An 18,501-nucleotide genomic window follows, 5' to 3' on the forward strand; every position below is an offset into this window, starting at 1 on the left:
CTTGTTGCCTACGGGGGCGCTCTGGAAAGCAGCCCATTATCGTCCGACAGCATAGGCCTGCATGAGGCGCGGGGTGGCTGCGGCGCGCATCAGCCCGTCGGCATCGCGTCGTGCGGCCGTCAGCCGGCCGATCGTCCAAGGATCGGTGATCGTCAGCTTGTGGCCCTTTCGGGCGAGCGCCTCGAGCACATCCCGACCGAAATTCTCTTCCGCTATCAGGCTGCCGGGTTCGCGGCTGCGCGGATAGAAGGAGCTCGGAAAATGAGCGGTATGAAAGAGCGGTTGATCGATCGCCGCCTGCAGGTTCAGCTGGTGATGGATATGGCGCAGGAAGAAGGAAAGCTGCCACTGCTCCTGCTGGTCGCCGCCCGGCGTGCCAAAGGCAAGGGTCGGGCGGCTTCATAGAGGCCGAGGGACGGCGTCAACGTCGTGCGCGGCCGTTTTCCCGGAGCAAGCGATGTTGGCAGGCCAGGCTTCAGCCAGAACATCTGCGCGCGGGAATTGAGGCAGAAGCCGAGGCCGGGCACGGTTGGCGAAGACTGCAGCCAGCCGCCGGACGGCGTGACGGAGACCATGTTGCCGTCACGGTCGATCACGTCGATATGCACGGTGTCGCCGCGCTTTTCGGATAGATGCGCCATGGTCGGCTCGTAGACGGCGCCGGTCTGCGAATTGACGCAGAGCATCTTCGTCGTCAGATCATACTGCGCTTCGAAACCCGGAATGATGCCGGGGCGAAGATCGAAGGAGGCATCCGCGCCGACCAGTTTGCGGCGTTCGGCAGCGTAATTCTCCGACAGCAGATGCGCGACGGGAACCTCCGAAAAATTCGGGTCGCCGTAATAGACTTCGCGGTCGGCAAAGGCGAGCTTCATCGCCTCGACGACGGTATGAACGAAATCGGCGCCATTCGGTCTCATCGCGGCGAGGTCGAACCCCTTCAGAATCGACAGGGTCTGCAGGAAGACCGGCCCCTGACCCCAGGGCCCTGTTTTGGCGATGGTCCAGCCGTGATAATCATAGGTCAGCGGTTCCTCGCGTCAGGCCTTCCCCGGTATAGTGTTCGATCGTTGCGCCGGCGGGTGCTGACCCCTGGGCTGAGATGACCTCGACCTTGTCCTTCTTCTTCGAATAGATCACCGCCGGCAGGTCGCCGCCGGGGCCACAGAGATGCGGCTCGACGAGCTGCAGCACGAAGCCGGTCGCCACCGCCGCATCGAAAGCGTTGCCACCCTTTTCGAGAATGCTCATGCCGACCGCAGAGCCGATCCAGTGCGTCGAGGTGACGACGCCGAAAGTGCCGAGAATTTCAGGTCGGGTGGTAAATCCGGTCATGCCGAACATCCTCCTTGGGAAATCATCTCCCGTTCGGATCGCTGGGACTCAAGCCTGTGGCGAGCGCGCGGAGAGGAAGACCTGCGGCTCGAAGGCAAAATCCTTGTCGAACGGATAGGTCGGATGCTGCTTGCGCAGCCGCGGCAGACGCTCGACGAACTGATCAACCACGCCCTCCGACAGCGCCATCAGGTTGGGATTGGCGATCGGCGCCAGTTCCGGCGAGAGATAGCCCGATTTGACGACGATGATCTTGGCCGCATGCGGGTCGAGCCCGAGCCGGCTGAAGTCGGCGATATTGTGGTAGGGCCGCCGTTTGGCCGAGAGCACGAGTTCGATGCCGCCGATCGAAACGACCGCCTGTCGATCGGCGAGGTCGGGGGCCTCATACAGGAACTTGACGGTGAAGCGCGCGTTGACCGGCCTGCTGCCCTTGGTATCGAGCGAGGCGCCGACGCTCAAGACAAGCTCCGCACCGACCCCCGCGGCATAACAGGCTTCGGTCGCCGCCTTGTCGGCGATACCGGCAAAGACGACGCCGTCAGCATCTTTGGCGATCAATTCGGCCAGGACATCGGCCCGGTCCCCGACGCCGCCGCCGGTCGGGTTGTCGCCGGATTCGGCGAGCACGACGGGAGCAGTCGGACTGGCGATTGCCTTGGCGACGCATTCTTCGACAGAGCCCGTCTCGCAACCGAAAACGAAATCCTCGCGCGCACCCCAATAGGCCTGGGCGAGGCGTTTGGCCTCACGCTCGAGCACGGCGCGGTCTGTGCCGGTCATGATCGCGGCAGCGGTGGCGCGCGGTTCGTCAGCCCAGACGTAGCCGACCATCAGCGATGCATCCCAGACGCCGGCCATCGCATCGATCTCGGGCAGCATCGCATAGAGGCTCTTCGCGGGTTCATCGACGGTGCTGGTGCGTTCGCCGGGCAGCACGACCGGGATCGGCGCCCAGAGAACGACCGGCTTAACGCCCGTTTTCAGGCTCTCTACTAGCATGGAGACCGAGCGGCGCATCGTCTCCTCGACATCGATATGCGGCGCCGTGCGATAGGTCGAGTAGATGTCGAGCGCATCGATGATGCGCTGGGTGACATTGCCGTGCAGGTCGTAGCTTGCCGAAACCGTGCAATCCTCGCCGACCAAAGCGCGGGCCGCGCAGATCCAGTCGCCCTCGGCATCCTCCATGCCGTCCACATACAGGGCGCCGTGCATGGCAAGATAGAGCCCGTCGAGCGGCAGTAGCGGCTTCAGCCGTTCGAGGAATTCGCTCTTGAACGCCTCATAGGTGGCACGCGAAACCGGTCCGCCGGCAATGGCGCGGGCATGGATCGTCGGCAGGAATTCCGCATCATAATCTCTGAGGAAAGCAAAGTAGGGCGATTCCAACAACCCCTCGCCGCGCAACACCCGAAAATCCCTCTCTTCGTTCAGAACGGGATTGTATGTGCTGCATTCAATATGAATGCCACCGACGGCGATACGCATGGGAAACCTCGGTTGATTTGGGAGCAATCAGGAAGTGATGGCGGCGCCGGCAGATCCTCGCCTTTGGAGGCCCGGTGCCGTCTCCGGTATTCGCTCGTCATCTGACACCAAGTGCGGGCGCATCGCAAGCGACTGACTTCGCATCTTTTCCGACATCGCCATCGTACCTCCCTTCTCAGCGCAGTTGAAACCGGCGGAGCCGGCAGCCTTCGAAGCATCCGACAGGATAAGGCGGGCCTTATGCCGCGCCGATGAAGATCCTCGTTTGCCGAATTCGGCCTCGAATACGCAAGATGCAATGTGCCCGACCCTGTCGTCCAGGAGTTGTGCCGCTCGGGAGGAGCGTCAAATGATCACACAGCACATTGCGGTGGGCATGGCCGTCAGCCGTTCCCTCGCGCCTGCCATCGTCTGCCAATACTGGCTTTTCGCAAAGCCACGCGCGTCGCGCGCTTTGACGCAGGCGTTGGCCATGGACTTTCCATGCGCGTCAAACCGGCACGTGCAGGAGACGCCTCCCGACGAATGCGGGGCGGGCCGGATGCGGCACCCCGCCCCGCCACATGCCGCAGGAACAGGAAGAATTTTTTCGCTAACCAAGGGAGGCAGCTATGTCACTGGAGACGGAAGCGGTTATTTCAGGTCCAATTGTCAGGGAAGAGACGACCGCTGCGTTCAAACGACGCTTCATGATCAGGATGATTGCCGTTCTCACCGGCGGAATGCTGCTCGACGGCTACATTCTCGGGGTCATCGGCCCGGTGACGGCTGTCATGAAGGCCGAAATGGGAATGACGACGATCGATATGGGCCTCATCGCCTCGGCTGCGCTGTTCGGGATCCTGATCGGCTCGCCGCTCGGCGGGTGGGCCGGCGACAAATTCGGCCGCAAGCCGCTGTTCATGATCGACATGGGACTGTTCGTGCTCGCGTCGGCGATGCAATTCTTCATCGACTCGGTGACGATGCTGTTCGCAGTGCGGCTGCTGATGGGCATCGCGATCGGCGCCGAGTATTCCGTCGGCTGGCCGCTGATGTCGGAATTTGCGCCTGCCCGGCTGCGGGGAAGGCTGATGGGCGTCACGATCCTTGCCTGGTACGGCGGATTCATGATCGGTTACACGGTGGGTTACGTCTTGAACCTGCCGGAGCCGATGCCGTGGCGGATCATTATCGGAACAAGTACCTTTATCTCGGTCATCCTGTTCTTCGCCCGGATTGGCCTGCCTGAATCGCCGCGCTGGTTGTGGAGCAAGGGTCGCAAGGATGAGGCGCGCACGATCGCCCGCAAATATCTGGAGAGCGCCGAGGAGATGGCGGACATCGAGAGCGCGGAGGTGCGCCAAGGCCGATTCGCCGACCTATTCTCCGTGAAATATTGGCGGATGACGGCCTTCGTTTCGTGGTTCTGGTTCTGCAACGTTCTGCCGTATTTTGCGATCGCCACTTTTGCAGACAGCGTGTTGGAGCAATATGGCCTCAATGGCGGGCTTGCCGGTGGCGTCGGACTGTCGATGGTTGCGGTGGCCGGGGTCGCCGTCACGGTGGCGTTGATCGACAAGGCCGGCCGGCGTCTGTTCACGGTGCCGCCACAGTGGATCACCACGGTCGTCTTCCTGGTGATCGGTCTGTGGTCGGGCGCGCCGTCGGCCGTCGTGCTGGGTCTCTTCCTCGTCTTCTCGTTCCTGAATGCGATGAACGGGACGCTGACGAGCATCTATCCCGGCGAGGTGTTCCCCACCGAAGTCCGCGGGGTCGGCACCGGCTTTGCCGCCGCCGTCAGCCGGATCGGCGCCGGTCTGGGCACCTTCCTGTTGCCGATCGGGGTCGAGAAATTCGGCGTTTCGACCACGATGCTGGTTGCTGCGGCGGTCGTGTTCAGCGGCGCTCTGGTGTCACAATTGTGGGCTCCGGAGACGAAGGGGAAGAGCCTTAGCGAAACCGCCGCCGGCTTTTCGCACTAAAGGCATGTCGCGCAAAACTGTGCAGCGGTTTTGCGATAACGACCTGCCAAAGCGCGTCGCACCGGATTTGAACCATGCGGCGCGCTTCAGCCCTTTGTGTGACTGGTCTTTTGTGCATCTGAAAGACGTGCGACCCTGTGTCGGTGATCCCTCGGACGATGATGTTATCGCATGCTGCTCAAACGCCGTTACCTCCCCTCGCTCGGTTCGTTCGCCACTTTCGAAGTCGGCGCGAAGCATTTGAGCTTTACCCTTGCCGGAAACGAGCTCAACGTCACCCAGGCCGCCATCAGCCAGAAGATCCGCGGCCTCGAAAAATCGCTGGGCGTCACCCTGTTCATCCGAAAGCACAACAGCCTCGAACTGACATCCGATGGTCAACGGCTCCTGACTGCGGTCAGTGGCGGGCTCGACATCATTTGCGACGGGATCAACAATATCAACGCTCCCTCCGACCCTCCCGTCATCACCTGTTCCGGCACCAATGCGGCGATCGCCTGCTGGCTGAAGCCCCTCGTGGACCGATTCCGCTCCGATCGGCCGGATGTCAGGTTCGTGCTTTTGGCCTCGGACGAAGACGACACGCTGCGGAACTTTGATGAGGTCGATCTTTCTCTCATTTGTGGAAACGAACGCTGCGAGGTTGGGGAGAATCTCTATTATCTCTTTCCGGATATCGTCCAGCCGGTCTGCAGCCCCGATTATCTCGAACGCCACGGGCGTTTCCGGATGCGCAAAGCCTGGAACGCGCGGATTTGCTGGATCTGCACCGCAAGCACTGGACGTCCGATGCCATCGGCTGGCATCCGGTCACCTGGGACGATTGGTTCCAGGCAAGCGGCCTTGGGGTACCGCACCTGTTGCCGGCCGTGGTCAGCAACAATTACCCGCTTCTCGTGAACGCCGCCGTCAAAGGAGAGGGAATCGTGCTGGGCTGGCATCATCTCGTGAGGACGCTGATGGATGAAGGCGCACTCTGCCCGTTGTTCGACAGCCCGCTTCGGGTCGACCGCGGATATTATTTGAAGGTGAACCGAGCATCGCTGGATAAGCCGCATGTACAGGAATTCATAGATTTCCTCCTCACGGGTCTCGCGGCTTTGGAACAAGAGCACCAGCGCCCAGGCGCAGCGATGCGGGATGCGCTCTGAATTGGCGCGCTGCATAACGGAGACGTGTTATTACCTTTGCCTTCGGTAGGGAGCTGAAGGCCATGGCGGAGAGGGTGGGATTTGAACCCACGATACCCTTGCAGGTATGCCGCATTTCGAGTGCGGTGCATTCGACCACTCTGCCACCTCTCCGCGGTCTTGGTCGGCGCTTGTTCGGCGCGGGCGTTCTCATAACGGGCAGATGACAGGTTGGCAAGCCGAAATCTCAAGCTTTTCCATCCTTTTGCCTTGACACCTTTCCGTCACTCGCGTATCCCGCATCCGCAATAGGAGTGGAGTAGTCCGCCCCTTGCCCGCCTCGCGCTCGCGCGGGGTTTCACCGGCAGACCAGAATTCCGGGCTAGCTCCCTGAAATCCCTGCTTAACTTCGACTGATAAAAAGACGGCCACCTGCTCGAATGGCGGGGAGCGCCGGAACGAACATGAAAGGATAAAAAATGTTCGCAGTCATCAAGACCGGCGGTAAGCAGTACCGTGTGGCAGCCAACGACGTGCTGACCATCGAGAAGCTTGAAGCATCCGCTGGCGACTCCATTGAATTCACCGAAGTGCTCGTGATCGGCGAAGGCGCCGACGCGGCGATCGGTGCGCCCTTCGTAGCCGGCGCCTCCGTCAAGGCGGAAGTCGTCGACCAGACCCGCGGCAAGAAGGTCATCGCCTTCAAGAAGCGCCGTCGTCAGAATTCGAAGCGTTCGCGCGGCCATCGCCAGCATCACACGGTCGTCCGCATCACGGACATCGTGGCTGCCAAGTAAGATCAACGGGTTTCAGGTTTAAAGGAGAACTCCAATGGCACATAAAAAAGCTGGCGGTTCCTCGCGCAACGGTCGCGATTCCGAATCCAAGCGCCTTGGCGTGAAGAAGTTCGGCGGCGAAGCCGTCATCGCAGGCAACATCATCGTGCGTCAGCGCGGTACGCAGTGGCATCCCGGTTCCAACGTCGGCCTCGGCAAGGATCACACGATCTTTGCACTTACCGCCGGCAATGTGGACTACCGAACGAAGGCCAACGGTCGCGTCTACGTGTCTGTCATGCCGAAAGCGGAAGCAGCGGAATAAGCCGGTAGCGCTCAAAAACAGCCGGCGTCTCATCGACCCGGCTGACCGTACCAGGTTCAGTCCAGAAAACAGGGGAGATGGGGCGCCATCTCCCCTTTTTCTTTGTCCAAACAGGAGGACTGAACATGCAAGGCGAATTGATAAGGGTGGACCAATCACGGTCTTCCCGGGAAGACCAGCGGTCTTCCAAGGAACGGCTGAGGCCGGAACGGTTAAGGACCGATTGCCCTGTCTTGTTATCGGAACGGCTCGTCATGCGCGCGCCCCACGAAGAAGACATCGACGCCCTTGCCCATCTCGCCAACAACGCCAAAGTCGCCACCATGGTATCGCGTATGCCGCACCCCTATACCGCCAATGATGCCGCCGACTTTGTTTGGCGTTCGCGAAATGGCGAGATTGGCAAGTGCGTCTATGCCATCACCAAAGCCGAAAACGGCGCCTTCATGGGGTGCTGCGGCGTGGAACCGCATAGCGACGGCAAGACCGTCGAGATCGGTTACTGGCTGGGTGAGCCCTATTGGAACCAGGGCTACACCACCGAGGCCTGCCATGCCCTCGTCGACATGGTGTTCCGGACGCGGCAGGACGTAGACCAGATCGACGCCCGCTGCCGGGTGATGAACGTCGCCTCGCGGCGCGTCATCCAGAAGTGTGGCTTCCAGTTCCAGGGATCGGGGCTGGCCGCCTCGCTGGCGCTCGGCAGCAACGTGCCTGTGGAATGGTACAGGCTCGACCGCAAGACCTGGATGTCGCTCCGAAGCTGGGGGAACATCGCATGAGCACGTCGGCACTGCAAAGGCCGGACACCAGGCCGATGATGCCCGGACCCGCGCCGGTCATTCCGACTGCCCGTCTGACGCTCCGCCCCCACCGGCTGAGCGATGCGCCTGCCATCGCGGAATCGCTCTCCGATTTCGCGGTGACGCGCATGCTCTCCCGCGTCCCCGCGCCGTTCGACCGGCAGGACGCGCTGGACTGGCTGATGCCGGTCACGTCAGGCACGCTGCCGGACTGGTCGCTGGCGATCACTGGCAAGGACGATGTCCATATCGGCACCGTCTCGATCGAGCTGCGCCACGGCCGCTGGCACCTCGGCTATTGGCTGAACCGCTACTACTGGCGGCGCGGCTATATGAGCGAGGCGGTTGCGGCGATCATCGAGCGCTTCTCGCGCCGCATGCCGGAGACGCCTGTTCATTCCGGTGTCTTCGCCGACAACCCGGCTTCGCTGCGGCTGCAGGAGAAGCTCGGGTTCCGCATGACGGGTTGCGGCGAAATCTATTGTTTCGCCCGCAACACCATGGTGTCGCACATCGAAACCGTGCTGCAGCCGGGCGCGCTGCAGCCGCGGAAGGTTGCTTAGTCAAACAGGAGGCGCCGCCGCACCGGCGGCGCCTCCATTAGTCTCCGATCTCGACCCACACCGGAAAATGATCGGACCCGACGGATTGCGTATCGATCCGGGCGGATTTCAACCGGCCCTCCAGGCCGCAACTGACGAAACAGTAATCGAGATGCATGCGTTTGCCGTGATCCTCAGGATCCATCCAGCTGTAGCTCTCCGGGCGATAGGCCTGAAGCGCCGCAAAGGCGTCAACCGGCGTGCCGATCCTCGTCACGCGGCCATAATATCCGCCACCGGCACCGGCAAGCGCGCAATATTCCGGCGATTCCGGCTCCATGTTGAAATCACCCATGATGACATAATCCTCCGGCAGCGGCGGCTCCGGCAGTTCGAATTCGGCGCCCCCTGTCAACGACCCGCCTTCTTGCATGAAGGCTTTGACCTGGGCGTTCAAAAATTGCAGCTGGCGAATGCGCTCGTCGGCGGAGACATGGTCGAGATGGACGGAATAGACGCGGACTGCCCCGCCGGGAGCGGCGACCAGCGCCTCCGTTGCGCCGCGCTGCAGGTTGATCTTGGCGATCGTCCGGCTGCGTGGCAGAAGCAGCGTCCGCGTCGACAGGATCGGCCAGCGCGACAGCACCATATTGCCGAACTGAAAACGCGTGCCGCGCACCGGCTGCAGCCCGCCTTCGCCCCCGTTGATATGGATGTCACAGGCCGGCCCATACACCCAGAAATGGTCGGGAAAGAAGGCAGCAATGTCAGCCACCATGTCGGCAAAACCGTTGCGGGAAAAGCCGCGGGTCACCTCCTGCAGTGCGATAATATCGGCGCCTTCGAGGCTCCGGGCAATCCGCTTGAGATCGTATCGGCCGTCGAGACCGAAGCCGTACTGTATGTTATAGCTCACGAAATTCACGATAATCTTTGACCTCCGTCGGAACCGCCTATATCGAATGGGCCAAGACGGGCCGTCCAACTGCCACCGGATACTGGAAGTAAAATGAAATTTCTCGACGAAGCAAAGGTCTATATCCGATCCGGAGATGGCGGCGCGGGCAGCGTTTCCTTCCGGCGCGAGAAATTCATCGAGTTCGGCGGCCCGGATGGCGGCGACGGCGGACGCGGCGGCGACGTCTGGGTCGAGGCCGTCAACGGCCTCAACACGCTGATCGATTTCCGCTACCAGCAGCATTTCAAGGCGACGATCGGCACCCATGGCATGGGCCGCAACCGCACCGGCGCCAACGGCGGCGACGTGACGTTGAGGGTCCCGGTGGGAACGCAGATCTTCGAGGAAGACCGGGAAACGATGATCTGCGACCTGACTGAGGAAGGCCAGCGTTACTGCCTCGCACATGGCGGCAATGGCGGCTTCGGCAACGCCCATTTCAAGACCTCGGTCAATCAGGCGCCGGATTGGGCCAATCCCGGCCTGCCCGGCGAGGAAAAAACCATCTGGCTGCGGCTGAAACTGATTGCCGATGCCGGCCTTGTCGGCCTGCCCAATGCCGGCAAATCGACCTTCCTGGCAGCGGTTACCCGCGCCCGGCCGAAGATCGCCAATTACCCCTTCACCACGCTGCATCCCAATCTCGGCGTCGCCACCATCGACGAGCGGGAGTTCATTCTTGCCGACATTCCAGGCCTGATCGAAGGCGCCCATGAAGGTGTCGGGATCGGCGACCGTTTCCTCGGCCATGTCGAGCGCACCCGCGTGCTGCTTCACCTCGTCTCCGCCCAGGAAGAAAAGGTCGGCAAGGCCTATAAGACGGTCAAACACGAACTCGAAGCCTATGGCAATGAGCTGACCGACAAGGCCGAAATCGTGGCGCTGTCGCAGATCGACGTGCTCGACGAGGCCGAACTGAAGAAGAAGACGAAGGAATTGGCGAAAGCCTGCGGCAAGACCCCCTTCCAGATCTCGGCCGTTACCGGCAGGGGTATGACCGAGGTTCTGCGTGCACTGCGCGACATCATCGTCGAGAACAATGCCGAGGAGAAGCCGGCCAAGGCGCCGAAACTCCGGCATCGCGACATGGTCGTCAGTGAAGACGGCAACGACGAGGATGGGGCCGATGACCAGCCGTAAGCCGCTCGGCCGCTACCGCCGCATCGTCATCAAGATCGGCTCCGCCCTGCTGGTCGACCGGAAGGCCGGGCTGAAGAAGGCCTGGCTCGATGCCATGTGCGCCGATATATCAGGCCTGAAGGCCAAGGGGATCGATGTGCTCGTCGTTTCCTCGGGCGCGATCGCGCTCGGCCGCTCGGTGCTCGACCTGCCTTCCGGCGCGCTGAAGCTCGAGGAAAGCCAGGCCGCGGCCGCCGTCGGTCAGATCGCGTTGGCGCGAGCCTGGTCGGAGAGCCTGTCGCGCGACGAGATCGTTGCCGGCCAGATCCTGCTGACGCTTGGCGACACGGAAGAGCGCCGCCGCTATCTCAATGCGCGCGCCACCATCAATCAGCTTCTGAAGATCGGCGCCGTACCGATCATCAACGAGAACGATACGGTCGCCACCAGTGAAATCCGCTACGGCGACAACGACCGCCTCGCCGCCCGTGTGGCGACGATGACCGGCGCCGACCTGCTCATCCTTCTTTCCGATATCGACGGCCTCTATACCGCGCCGCCGCATCTCGATCCGAACGCAGCCTTCCTGGAGACGATTGCCGAAATCACTCCGGAGATCGAGGCGATGGCCGGCGGCGCCGCCTCCGAGCTTTCGCGCGGCGGCATGCGCACCAAGATCGATGCCGGCAAGATCGCGACCACCTCTGGCTGCGCCATGGTCATCGCCTCGGGCAAGACCGACAGCCCGCTCTCGGCAATCGAAAACGGCGCCCGTTCCTCTTGGTTCGCCCCCTCCGGAACGCCCGTCACGGCCCGCAAGACCTGGATCGCCGGACAATTGCAGCCGGCAGGCGAACTGCACGTCGATGAGGGCGCTGTCACGGCGCTCGGCGCCGGCAAGAGCCTGCTTCCCGCCGGCGTGCGCAGCATTTCCGGCCTCTTCAGCCGCGGCGACACCGTGGCGATCATCGGCCCTGCCGGCCGCGAGATCGCCCGCGGCCTGGTGAGCTACGATGCCGAGGACGCCCGCCGCATCGCCGGCCGCAAGTCGGCCGAGATCGCGGCCATTCTCGGTTATGCCGGGCGCGCCGCCATGGTTCATCGCGACGATATGGTGATGAACGCGCAGATCCGGTCGAAATCGGAAAGGCAAAAGAAGGACGCGAGCTATGCTTGATACCGTTGCGCCGGGCCCTGACATTGATGCGCTGATGAACGACATCGGCCGCAAGGCGAAGGCTGCCGCGCGGCCGTTGGGCTTTGCCTCCACCGAGGCGAAGAATAAGGCCCTGAACGCCATGGCCGACGCGATCCTGGCGAACAAGGCGCATATCCTCGCCGAAAACGCCAAGGACCTGAAGGACATCGAAGGCAGCGAAACGCTTGCCTCCTTCGTCGACCGCTTGACGCTGAACGACAAGCGCATTGCCGAGATGGCCGAGGGAATCCGCGCCATCGCCGCCCTTGCCGATCCGGTCGGCGAAGTCATCGCCGCCTGGGACCGGCCGAACGGCCTGAAGATCGAGCGCGTCCGCACGCCGCTCGGCGTCATCGGCGTCATTTTCGAAAGCCGGCCGAACGTCACCGCCGATGCCGGCGCGCTCTGCCTCAAGGCGGGCAATGCGGTCATCCTGCGCTGCGGCTCGGATTCGCGCCGTTCATCACAGGCTATCCATGCCTGCATGGTCGAAGGCCTGAAGGCGGCGGGACTTCCCGAGCATGCGATCCAGCTCGTTCCGGTCACCGACCGCGCCGCCGTCGGCGCCATGCTGCGCGGCCTCGAGGGTGCAATCGACGTCATCGTGCCGCGCGGCGGCAAGAGCCTGGTAGCCCGCGTGCAAAACGAGGCCCGGGTGCCGGTGTTCGCGCATCTCGAAGGCCTGTGCCACATCTATATCGATGCCTCCGCCGATCTCGAGATGGCGAAGAAGATCGTCGTCAACGCCAAGATGCGCCGCACCGGCATCTGCGGCGCGGCCGAGACGCTGCTCGTCGATGGTGCGGCAATTGGCACGCATCTGACGCCACTGCTCGAGGTGCTGACCGATGCCGGCTGCGAGATCCGCGCTTCGGCGGCAGTGCTGAAGGTTGCGCCCGGCCTCAAGCCCGCGACGGAAGAGGACTGGTCGACCGAATATCTCGACGCGATCATCTCGGTCGCCGTGGTCGACGGCATATCGGGCGCCATCGCCCATATCCAGAAATATTCGTCCAACCATACCGAGGCCGTCATTGCCGAAGACCCCGGCGTGGTCGCGCGTTTCTTCACCGAAGTCGATTCGGCGATCCTGCTACACAACGCCTCGACCCAGTTCGCCGACGGCGGCGAGTTCGGCATGGGCGCGGAAATCGGCATCGCCACCGGCAAGATGCACGCCCGTGGCCCCGTCGGTGTCGAACAACTGACATCCTTCAAATACCGGGTGCGCGGTGCCGGACAGACCCGACCCTGACGTGACGACGGAAAAGCTGGACCGACGTTATCTCCGCATGCCGCACAGCGAGCGCGGCATGGTCGTCGGCCTGTTCGGCGGGTCGTTCAATCCGCCGCATGAGGGCCATGCGCTCGTCGCCGAAATTGCCATCAAGCGGCTCGGTCTCGACCAGCTCTGGTGGATGGTGACTCCCGGCAACCCGCTGAAAAGCCGCAATCTTCTCGCGCCGCTTGCCGAGCGCATTGCCGAAAGCGAGCGTGTCGCCGCCGATCCGCGCATCAAGGTCACCGCTTTCGAGCAGGCGCTCGGCATCAGCTACACCGCCAATACGCTCGCCCGCGTCAGGGCGCGCAATCCGCATGTGCATTTCATCTGGATCATGGGCGCCGACAGCCTGCAGACCTTCCACAAATGGCAGAAATGGCAGGAGATCGCTCGCACCTTTCCGATCGCGGTGATCGACCGGCCTGGCGCCACGCTCTCCTACCTCTCTTCGAAAATGACGAGGACCTTCGATTTCGCCCGCATCGACGAAGACGACGCGCGTGTTCTCTGGAAGAAGCGAGCGCCGGCCTGGACCTTCATCCACGGGCCACGCTCCGGCCTGAGCTCGACGGCCATCCGCAACGGCGCATTGCCGGGCGCGGTCGGATAGCTGATTTTCAAGGAAATCCGGAAACGAGAAAGCCCGACGGGGGAGGAGATCCGTCGGGCTTATAAACTCGATCGACAACTGGGAGGAGGAGTGTTGCCGATCCTGTCGAACGGCTATGGGAGGAGGAGAAAGCCGTTTCGATGGATGTGTTGTACCATATTCTGCGGGAAGATGAATATCATTTTGTGCAATGCAGCAATGCGGACCATGCAATACTGCGGCTGCGAGCGCTGGAACGCTGCCGTTTTAATCGGCAAGCCCTGAAAACAGCGTCTTTGCCTCTGCGGTCCTCTGGCGGACCGATCGCGATCCGCAGCTCATTGCAGCCCATCTTCTTCTCAGAAAGCAATGCACGAAAAGCTAAGGCCGATTGTCCATCGATACGGTTATATTTTCTTGGATACATCCCTAGCCAAACCGTGAGAGTCGTTATATTCCTTAAAATATTTCGAATCCTGGTGAGTGAATGCATGCAGAACCGCGGCCGATGGATGAACCTGGCAACCGCCGCGATCGCGGCTCTCTGGTTAGGCGCGGCAGCGCTGCCGGCGCCGGCCGCAGCCGCCGAAAAACTGACCGTCTTCGCCGCGGCGAGCCTCAAGAATGCGCTCGACGCCGCCAATGCCGCCTGGACCAGGGAGAGCGGCAAGGAAACCGTCGCCTCCTATGCGGCGAGCGGGGCGCTTGCCAAGCAGATTGAAAACGCCGCCCCGGCCGATATCTTCATTTCGGCCGATGGCGATTGGATGGATTATCTCGCCGAGAAGAAGCTGATCAAAGCCGGCACCCGTTCGGACCTGCTCGGAAACCGAATCGTACTCGTGGCCGAAAAGGACAAGGCAAAGCCAGTAGAGATCAAACAGGGTTTCAATCTCGCCGATTTGCTCGGTGACGGCAGGCTTGCCATGGGTGAGCCGAAATCGGTTCCCGCAGGCAAATACGGCATGGCCGCACTGGAAAAACTCGGCGTCTGGACATCGGTCGAAAGCAAGGTCGCCGGCGCCGAAAGCGTGCGCGCCGCCCTCGCCCTGGTCTCCCGCGGCGAAGCGCCTTACGGCATCGTCTACCAGACCGACGCGGCGGCCGATAAGGGTGTCGCGATCGTCGGCACCTTCCCGGCCGACTCCCACCCACCGATCATCTATCCGGTGGCAATTCTTGCCGACAGCAAGAACCCGGATGCAGCAGCCTATCTCGATTTCCTGAAATCGGACAAGGCAGCCGCTTTCTTCACGGCGCAGGGCTTCACTATCCTGAAGTGATTGAGAAGCTGAGACGATTGCGGAATCAGGGGCGACAGCTTAGCGTCAAGGCTGCTGACCTACTATTTTGGCTGCCCACTTCGTGCGGATGGTTGCCCCTCACCCCAACTCTCTCCCCGCTCGCGGGGAGAGGGGACGTGCCCTGCGAGACGTTAGTGAGGGACGGAGAGGTTGCGGCGACCCCCCTTCGCCCCGCGAGCGGGGTCCGAAGGACGGGTCGAGACCCGTGGCTCTCCCCCCGGCGGTGCCGGCAGGCGGATGAGGGGCAGGCGTCGGGTGATGCCGGATTTTCAAGGGAGACAATCGCAGTTGAACATATTCGGCCTGAGCAACGAAGAATGGACGGCGATCCTGCTCAGCCTGCGCGTCTCGATCGTCGCGATGCTGGCGAGCCTGCCCTTCGGCATCCTCGTTGCCCTGCTCTTGGCCCGCGGCCGCTTCTGGGGCAAGTCGGTGCTGAACGGCATCGTTCACTTGCCGTTGATCCTGCCTCCCGTCGTCACCGGTTTTCTTCTTCTCATCCTCTTCGGCCGCCGCGGTCCGATCGGCAGCCTGCTCGACCAGCATTTCGGCATCGTCTTCTCCTTCCGCTGGACGGGCGCCGCACTTGCCTGCGCCGTCATGGCCTTTCCGCTGATGGTTCGCAGCATCCGCCTGTCGATCGAGGCAGTCGACCGCAAGCTGGAGGAGGCGGCCGGAACGCTCGGCGCCGGCCCTGTCTGGATTTTCCTGACGATCACCCTGCCGCTTACTCTGCCCGGCATCATCGCCGGCATGATCCTCTCCTTCGCCAAGGCGATGGGGGAATTCGGCGCGACAATCACCTTCGTCTCCAATATTCCCGGCGAGACCCAGACCTTGTCGTCCGCGATCTACACCTTTACCCAGGTGCCGGGCGGCGATGCCGGCGCGCTGCGGCTGACGCTGGTCGCCATCGTCATTTCCATGGCTGCCGTGCTCGCCTCCGAATTGCTCGCGCGTCTCGCCGGCCGAAGGATCGATCCGGAATGACCCTGATCGTCCAGGCAAAACAGAGACTCGGCGCCTTTTCGCTCGACGCCGCCTTCACCTCCGAAGGCGGTGTGACTGCATTGTTCGGCCGCTCCGGCTCCGGCAAGACCTCACTGATCCGCATCATCGCCGGTCTCGCCCGGCCGGATGAAGGTCGCGTCGTGCTTGACGGCGAGCGCCTCACCGAAACGACAGCTGGCATCGTCGTCCCGAAACACCGCCGCCGTTTCGGTTATGTCTTTCAGGAGGCACGGCTGTTTCCGCATTTGAGCGTCCGCGCCAATCTTACCTACGGCCGCTGGTTTGCCCCAAAGGCGGCGCGCCGCGAGAATTTCGATCATATCATCGACCTGCTCGGCATCGAGCCGCTGCTGGAACGCAGCCCGGCAAAACTTTCCGGCGGCGAAAAGCAGCGGGTCGCGATCGGCCGCGCCCTTCTCTCCTCGCCCCGGCTGCTTTTGATGGACGAGCCGCTTGCCGCCCTCGACGAGGCGCGCAAGGCCGAGATCCTGCCCTATCTCGAGCGGTTGCGCGATGAGACCGAAATCCCGATCGTCTATGTCAGCCATGCGATTGCCGAGGTGGCGCGGCTGGCAAACCAGGTCGTCGTCATGCACGACGGCAAGGTGCAAGCGACCGGCCCGGCCGTCGACATATTGAGCCGCCCGTCTGCGGCCGCCGACCGGAAAGAGGCCGGCGCGCTGCTCGAAGGCACCGTCGAAAGCTTCGATGCGCGTCACCGCTTGTCGACCGTCACTCTGAAATCCTCTCAACTGCATATTCCGAGCGCAGTGCTTACGCCCGGCAGACCAGTGCGCATCCGCATCCCGTCGCGCGACGTCATGCTGGCGACCGCCAGGCCCGAGGGCCTCAGCGCGCTAAACATTCTCGAAGGCAGGATCGAAGCGATATCGTCGGGCGAGGACGGAACGGTCGAAATCCGGATCGATTGCGCCGGCGACGCCATTCTTTCGCGTATCACCGCACTCTCCTGCGAGCGCCTTAATCTTCGGCCAGGCAAGACCGTCTTCGCCATCATCAAGACCGTTGCCCTGGAAGGCTGATCAGCCGCGCTCGCCAGGCGGCAGATTTCGCTTGGCTTCGAGCCAGGCGAGATCCTCGGCAAGGCTCTCCCGCACCGTCTTTTCCATCCGGCGAAAACGCGCGAGCAATTCTTCGCCGAATGGCGTCAATGCCGCACCGCCGCCCTTCTGTCCGCCGCGTTGCGGCTCCACCACCTGTTCTGAGAACATCCGGTTCATCTCGCTGACGAGCAGCCAGGCTCGGCGATAGGACATGTCCATCGCCCGTCCGGCCGCCGAGATCGATCCGGTCGCGCGGATATGCTCCAGCAGTTCCATCTTGCCGTGACCGAGGCGGTGCTCATTCGGGAAGCTGATTCGCAGGACGGGAACAGGTGCTTTTGCGGCTGGATCGGTCATCGAATCGAAAAATCGAGGAATTTGCGGCACTTTACGCCGCGATACGGAAACTGTACACCGACCGCACAAGCAGCCTGGGCGGCAATATTCTTCAATTCGGGCGCCAGATCGGATTTTCGGCCGCTCTGTACCTTAGCACGTCTTGAAACATTAGTGGTTTGATGCCTATCTTAACCATGATCCGGTCGTGATCGGATCTCGTGTTGTGCATGGTTTGTCATTCCAGGAAAGGGAAAAAACTGACAACAGTACACGCCAAGGGAAAAACGCTCGCCGTTGTCCCGAAGAGTGCGGAACGTGGCGCCGATGCCGCTGCCCGCGCCTTAGAAGCCGTCCTCACCAGCCTTGAGGACTCCAAAGCTGAAGATATCGTCACCATCGACATTGCCGGAAAATCGGCGCTTGGAGACTATATGATCGTCGTCTCCGGTCGCTCGAACAGGCATGTCCTGGCGATCTCGGATCACCTGCTCACCGATCTCAAGGACGAAGGCTTCGGTTCAGCCCGCGTCGAAGGTCAGGAAGGCGGCGACTGGATCCTGATCGACACCGGTGACATCATCGTGCATGTGTTCCGCCCCGAAATCCGCGAGTTCTACAACATCGAAAAGATGTGGGCGGCTCCGGATATGGATGAAGAAACACGGCACTGACAGGCGAACTGGCATCGTCCGGCGTCTGAGATGCGGCATTTGACTGGCCGGGAAGATAAGAAGCCGGCTGCGGTGCATCGTGCGCCTGAAATGCCGTCACGAGCAGGAGCGGGGAAATGCGAATTGGCCTTTTTGCGGTGGGACGGCTGAAGTCCGGCCCCGAAAAGGATCTTGTGGCCCGTTACCTCGATCGTTTCGCCAAGGCCGGCTCTGCTGTCGGTCTCGAATTCACCCGTGTTGCCGAAGTCGGCGAAAGCCGGGCCTCCAATGCGGAGACCCGCAAGCGCGAAGAGGCGGCGATGCTTTTGAAATCGCTAGCCGAGGGCAGTGTTCTCATTCTTCTCGATGAACGCGGCAAGGCGCTCGACAGCGAAGCCTTCGCAAACCTGCTCGGCACCTATCGTGACCAGGGAAAACGCGAGCTGACGATTGCGATCGGCGGAGCCGACGGCCTCGATCCCGCCCTTTACGACCGGGCCGACGCCACACTGTGCCTCGGCAAAATGACCTGGCCGCACCAACTTGTGCGCACGCTGATCGCCGAGCAGCTCTACCGCGCCGTCACCATCTTGTCCGGCCACCCCTATCACCGCGTCTGAC

The 18,501-nt window shown here is 62.2% G+C and carries 19 protein-coding genes, 1 tRNA gene and 2 pseudogenes; 16 read left to right on the plus strand and 6 right to left on the minus strand.

All coding sequences use genetic code 11. From position 1 onward, the window contains the following. Positions 1-36: 36 nt before the first annotated feature. The 3 genes and pseudogenes from Tal182_RS21880 to Tal182_RS33115 form a co-directional block, all read right to left on the minus strand. Positions 37-1,335: pseudogene (locus Tal182_RS21880) on the minus strand (gamma-glutamyltransferase). A 48-nt stretch (positions 1,336-1,383) separates the two neighbouring features. Beyond that, positions 1,384-2,826 carry a M81 family metallopeptidase gene (locus Tal182_RS21885; protein ID WP_085860722.1) on the minus strand — a complete coding sequence of 481 codons (1,443 nt, stop codon included), beginning with the start codon at positions 2,824-2,826 and terminating at the stop codon, positions 1,384-1,386. Positions 2,827-3,171: 345 nt separating this feature from the next. Continuing rightward, entirely contained in the window at positions 3,172-3,300 is a 129-nt protein-coding gene (locus Tal182_RS33115) for a hypothetical protein (protein WP_280952425.1), read from the minus strand. A 137-nt stretch (positions 3,301-3,437) separates the two neighbouring features. On the opposite strand from Tal182_RS33115, the gene Tal182_RS21890 reads away from it, so the two are divergent. The 3 genes and pseudogenes from Tal182_RS21890 to Tal182_RS32800 all read left to right on the plus strand — a co-directional run bounded on the left by Tal182_RS21890 (position 3,438) and on the right by Tal182_RS32800 (position 5,941). After that, positions 3,438-4,790 carry an MFS transporter gene (locus Tal182_RS21890; RefSeq protein ID WP_085860723.1) on the plus strand — a complete coding sequence of 451 codons (1,353 nt, stop codon included), beginning with the start codon at positions 3,438-3,440 and terminating at the stop codon, positions 4,788-4,790. A 171-nt stretch (positions 4,791-4,961) separates the two neighbouring features. Beyond that, positions 4,962-5,111 (plus strand): annotated as a pseudogene (locus Tal182_RS32795) (LysR family transcriptional regulator); the annotation flags it as partial. Between the two features lie 434 nt (positions 5,112-5,545). Continuing rightward, the gene (locus tag Tal182_RS32800) at positions 5,546-5,941 is read left to right on the plus strand and encodes a LysR substrate-binding domain-containing protein (RefSeq protein ID WP_245344797.1); all 396 of its coding nucleotides are present in this window, start codon (positions 5,546-5,548) and stop codon (positions 5,939-5,941) included. A gap of 63 nt (positions 5,942-6,004) precedes the next feature. Here the strand turns inward: Tal182_RS32800 and Tal182_RS21900 are convergent. Further along, a tRNA-Ser gene (locus Tal182_RS21900) sits at positions 6,005-6,094 on the minus strand. Positions 6,095-6,399: 305 nt separating this feature from the next. Between Tal182_RS21900 and rplU the strand changes: the two genes are divergently transcribed. The 4 genes from rplU to Tal182_RS21920 all read left to right on the plus strand — a co-directional run bounded on the left by rplU (position 6,400) and on the right by Tal182_RS21920 (position 8,387). Next, positions 6,400-6,717 (plus strand): 50S ribosomal protein L21, encoded by a 318-nt coding sequence (gene rplU / locus Tal182_RS21905; protein ID WP_007824851.1) that lies wholly within the window; start codon positions 6,400-6,402, stop codon positions 6,715-6,717. Between the two features lie 34 nt (positions 6,718-6,751). Continuing rightward, the gene (gene rpmA, locus Tal182_RS21910) at positions 6,752-7,021 is read left to right on the plus strand and encodes a 50S ribosomal protein L27 (protein WP_004676172.1); all 270 of its coding nucleotides are present in this window, start codon (positions 6,752-6,754) and stop codon (positions 7,019-7,021) included. A 125-nt stretch (positions 7,022-7,146) separates the two neighbouring features. Beyond that, positions 7,147-7,803: a GNAT family protein gene (locus Tal182_RS21915; protein ID WP_011427247.1), complete on the plus strand. Its 657-nt coding sequence runs from the start codon at positions 7,147-7,149 to the stop codon at positions 7,801-7,803. After that, on the plus strand, positions 7,800-8,387 hold the full coding sequence (locus Tal182_RS21920) for a GNAT family N-acetyltransferase (RefSeq protein WP_085860724.1): 588 nt from the start codon (positions 7,800-7,802) through the stop codon (positions 8,385-8,387). The genes Tal182_RS21915 and Tal182_RS21920 overlap by 4 nt, the downstream gene beginning before the upstream one ends. Before the next feature lie 37 nt (positions 8,388-8,424). On the opposite strand, the gene Tal182_RS21925 is transcribed toward Tal182_RS21920, so the two are convergent. Further along, positions 8,425-9,291, minus strand: a complete 867-nt coding sequence (locus tag Tal182_RS21925; RefSeq protein ID WP_085860725.1) for an endonuclease/exonuclease/phosphatase family protein — start codon at positions 9,289-9,291, stop codon at positions 8,425-8,427. 84 nt (positions 9,292-9,375) lie between these two features. Between Tal182_RS21925 and obgE the strand changes: the two genes are divergently transcribed. From obgE to modC, 7 genes are all read left to right on the plus strand, one after another. Further along, positions 9,376-10,464 (plus strand): GTPase ObgE, encoded by a 1,089-nt coding sequence (obgE, locus tag Tal182_RS21930; RefSeq protein WP_085860726.1) that lies wholly within the window; start codon positions 9,376-9,378, stop codon positions 10,462-10,464. Continuing rightward, a complete protein-coding gene (gene proB / locus Tal182_RS21935) occupies positions 10,451-11,620 on the plus strand; it encodes a glutamate 5-kinase (RefSeq protein ID WP_085861022.1) in 1,170 nt (389 codons plus the stop codon). Before obgE ends, proB begins: the two co-directional genes overlap by 14 nt. Beyond that, entirely contained in the window at positions 11,613-12,896 is a 1,284-nt protein-coding gene (locus tag Tal182_RS21940) for a glutamate-5-semialdehyde dehydrogenase (RefSeq protein ID WP_085860727.1), read from the plus strand. The genes proB and Tal182_RS21940 overlap by 8 nt, the downstream gene beginning before the upstream one ends. 37 nt (positions 12,897-12,933) lie before the next feature. After that, positions 12,934-13,533: a nicotinate-nucleotide adenylyltransferase gene (locus Tal182_RS21945; protein ID WP_245344862.1), complete on the plus strand. Its 600-nt coding sequence runs from the start codon at positions 12,934-12,936 to the stop codon at positions 13,531-13,533. Positions 13,534-14,003: 470 nt separating this feature from the next. Then, a complete protein-coding gene (gene modA / locus Tal182_RS21950) occupies positions 14,004-14,795 on the plus strand; it encodes a molybdate ABC transporter substrate-binding protein (RefSeq protein ID WP_085860729.1) in 792 nt (263 codons plus the stop codon). Positions 14,796-15,104: 309 nt separating this feature from the next. Further along, positions 15,105-15,806 (plus strand): molybdate ABC transporter permease subunit, encoded by a 702-nt coding sequence (gene modB, locus Tal182_RS21955; RefSeq protein WP_064805723.1) that lies wholly within the window; start codon positions 15,105-15,107, stop codon positions 15,804-15,806. Further along, a complete protein-coding gene (modC, locus tag Tal182_RS21960; RefSeq protein WP_085860730.1) occupies positions 15,803-16,870 on the plus strand; it encodes a molybdenum ABC transporter ATP-binding protein in 1,068 nt (355 codons plus the stop codon). Before modB ends, modC begins: the two co-directional genes overlap by 4 nt. On the opposite strand, the gene Tal182_RS21965 is transcribed toward modC, so the two are convergent. Beyond that, positions 16,871-17,248 (minus strand): winged helix-turn-helix domain-containing protein, encoded by a 378-nt coding sequence (locus Tal182_RS21965; RefSeq protein WP_064811579.1) that lies wholly within the window; start codon positions 17,246-17,248, stop codon positions 16,871-16,873. It lies immediately after the preceding gene. A gap of 209 nt (positions 17,249-17,457) precedes the next feature. Between Tal182_RS21965 and rsfS the strand changes: the two genes are divergently transcribed. Beyond that, positions 17,458-17,901 carry a ribosome silencing factor gene (gene rsfS, locus Tal182_RS21970; RefSeq protein ID WP_042119120.1) on the plus strand — a complete coding sequence of 148 codons (444 nt, stop codon included), beginning with the start codon at positions 17,458-17,460 and terminating at the stop codon, positions 17,899-17,901. A gap of 116 nt (positions 17,902-18,017) precedes the next feature. Continuing rightward, positions 18,018-18,500 carry a 23S rRNA (pseudouridine(1915)-N(3))-methyltransferase RlmH gene (gene rlmH / locus Tal182_RS21975; protein WP_064805729.1) on the plus strand — a complete coding sequence of 161 codons (483 nt, stop codon included), beginning with the start codon at positions 18,018-18,020 and terminating at the stop codon, positions 18,498-18,500. Position 18,501: the final 1 nt, after the last annotated feature.

Origin of the sequence: Rhizobium sp. TAL182, assembly GCF_002117725.1 — a bacterium.
Classification (GTDB): Bacteria; Pseudomonadota; Alphaproteobacteria; order Rhizobiales; family Rhizobiaceae; genus Rhizobium; species Rhizobium esperanzae.

Excerpts from the sequence above, each read along its gene's own strand:
- Tal182_RS21885 (WP_085860722.1), bottom strand. The coding sequence starts at position 2,826 with ATGCGTATCGCCGTCGGTGGCATTCATATTGAATGCAGCACATACAAT.
- Tal182_RS33115 (WP_280952425.1), bottom strand. The coding sequence starts at position 3,300 with ATGGCCAACGCCTGCGTCAAAGCGCGCGACGCGCGTGGCTTTGCGAAA.
- Tal182_RS21890 (WP_085860723.1), top strand. The coding sequence starts at position 3,438 with ATGTCACTGGAGACGGAAGCGGTTATTTCAGGTCCAATTGTCAGGGAA.
- rplU (WP_007824851.1), top strand. The coding sequence starts at position 6,400 with ATGTTCGCAGTCATCAAGACCGGCGGTAAGCAGTACCGTGTGGCAGCC.
- rpmA (WP_004676172.1), top strand. The coding sequence starts at position 6,752 with ATGGCACATAAAAAAGCTGGCGGTTCCTCGCGCAACGGTCGCGATTCC.
- Tal182_RS21915 (WP_011427247.1), top strand. The coding sequence starts at position 7,147 with ATGCAAGGCGAATTGATAAGGGTGGACCAATCACGGTCTTCCCGGGAA.
- Tal182_RS21920 (WP_085860724.1), top strand. The coding sequence starts at position 7,800 with ATGAGCACGTCGGCACTGCAAAGGCCGGACACCAGGCCGATGATGCCC.
- obgE (WP_085860726.1), top strand. The coding sequence starts at position 9,376 with ATGAAATTTCTCGACGAAGCAAAGGTCTATATCCGATCCGGAGATGGC.
- proB (WP_085861022.1), top strand. The coding sequence starts at position 10,451 with ATGACCAGCCGTAAGCCGCTCGGCCGCTACCGCCGCATCGTCATCAAG.
- Tal182_RS21940 (WP_085860727.1), top strand. The coding sequence starts at position 11,613 with ATGCTTGATACCGTTGCGCCGGGCCCTGACATTGATGCGCTGATGAAC.
- Tal182_RS21945 (WP_245344862.1), top strand. The coding sequence starts at position 12,934 with ATGCCGCACAGCGAGCGCGGCATGGTCGTCGGCCTGTTCGGCGGGTCG.
- modA (WP_085860729.1), top strand. The coding sequence starts at position 14,004 with ATGCAGAACCGCGGCCGATGGATGAACCTGGCAACCGCCGCGATCGCG.
- modC (WP_085860730.1), top strand. The coding sequence starts at position 15,803 with ATGACCCTGATCGTCCAGGCAAAACAGAGACTCGGCGCCTTTTCGCTC.
- Tal182_RS21965 (WP_064811579.1), bottom strand. The coding sequence starts at position 17,248 with ATGACCGATCCAGCCGCAAAAGCACCTGTTCCCGTCCTGCGAATCAGC.
- rsfS (WP_042119120.1), top strand. The coding sequence starts at position 17,458 with ATGGTTTGTCATTCCAGGAAAGGGAAAAAACTGACAACAGTACACGCC.
- rlmH (WP_064805729.1), top strand. The coding sequence starts at position 18,018 with ATGCGAATTGGCCTTTTTGCGGTGGGACGGCTGAAGTCCGGCCCCGAA.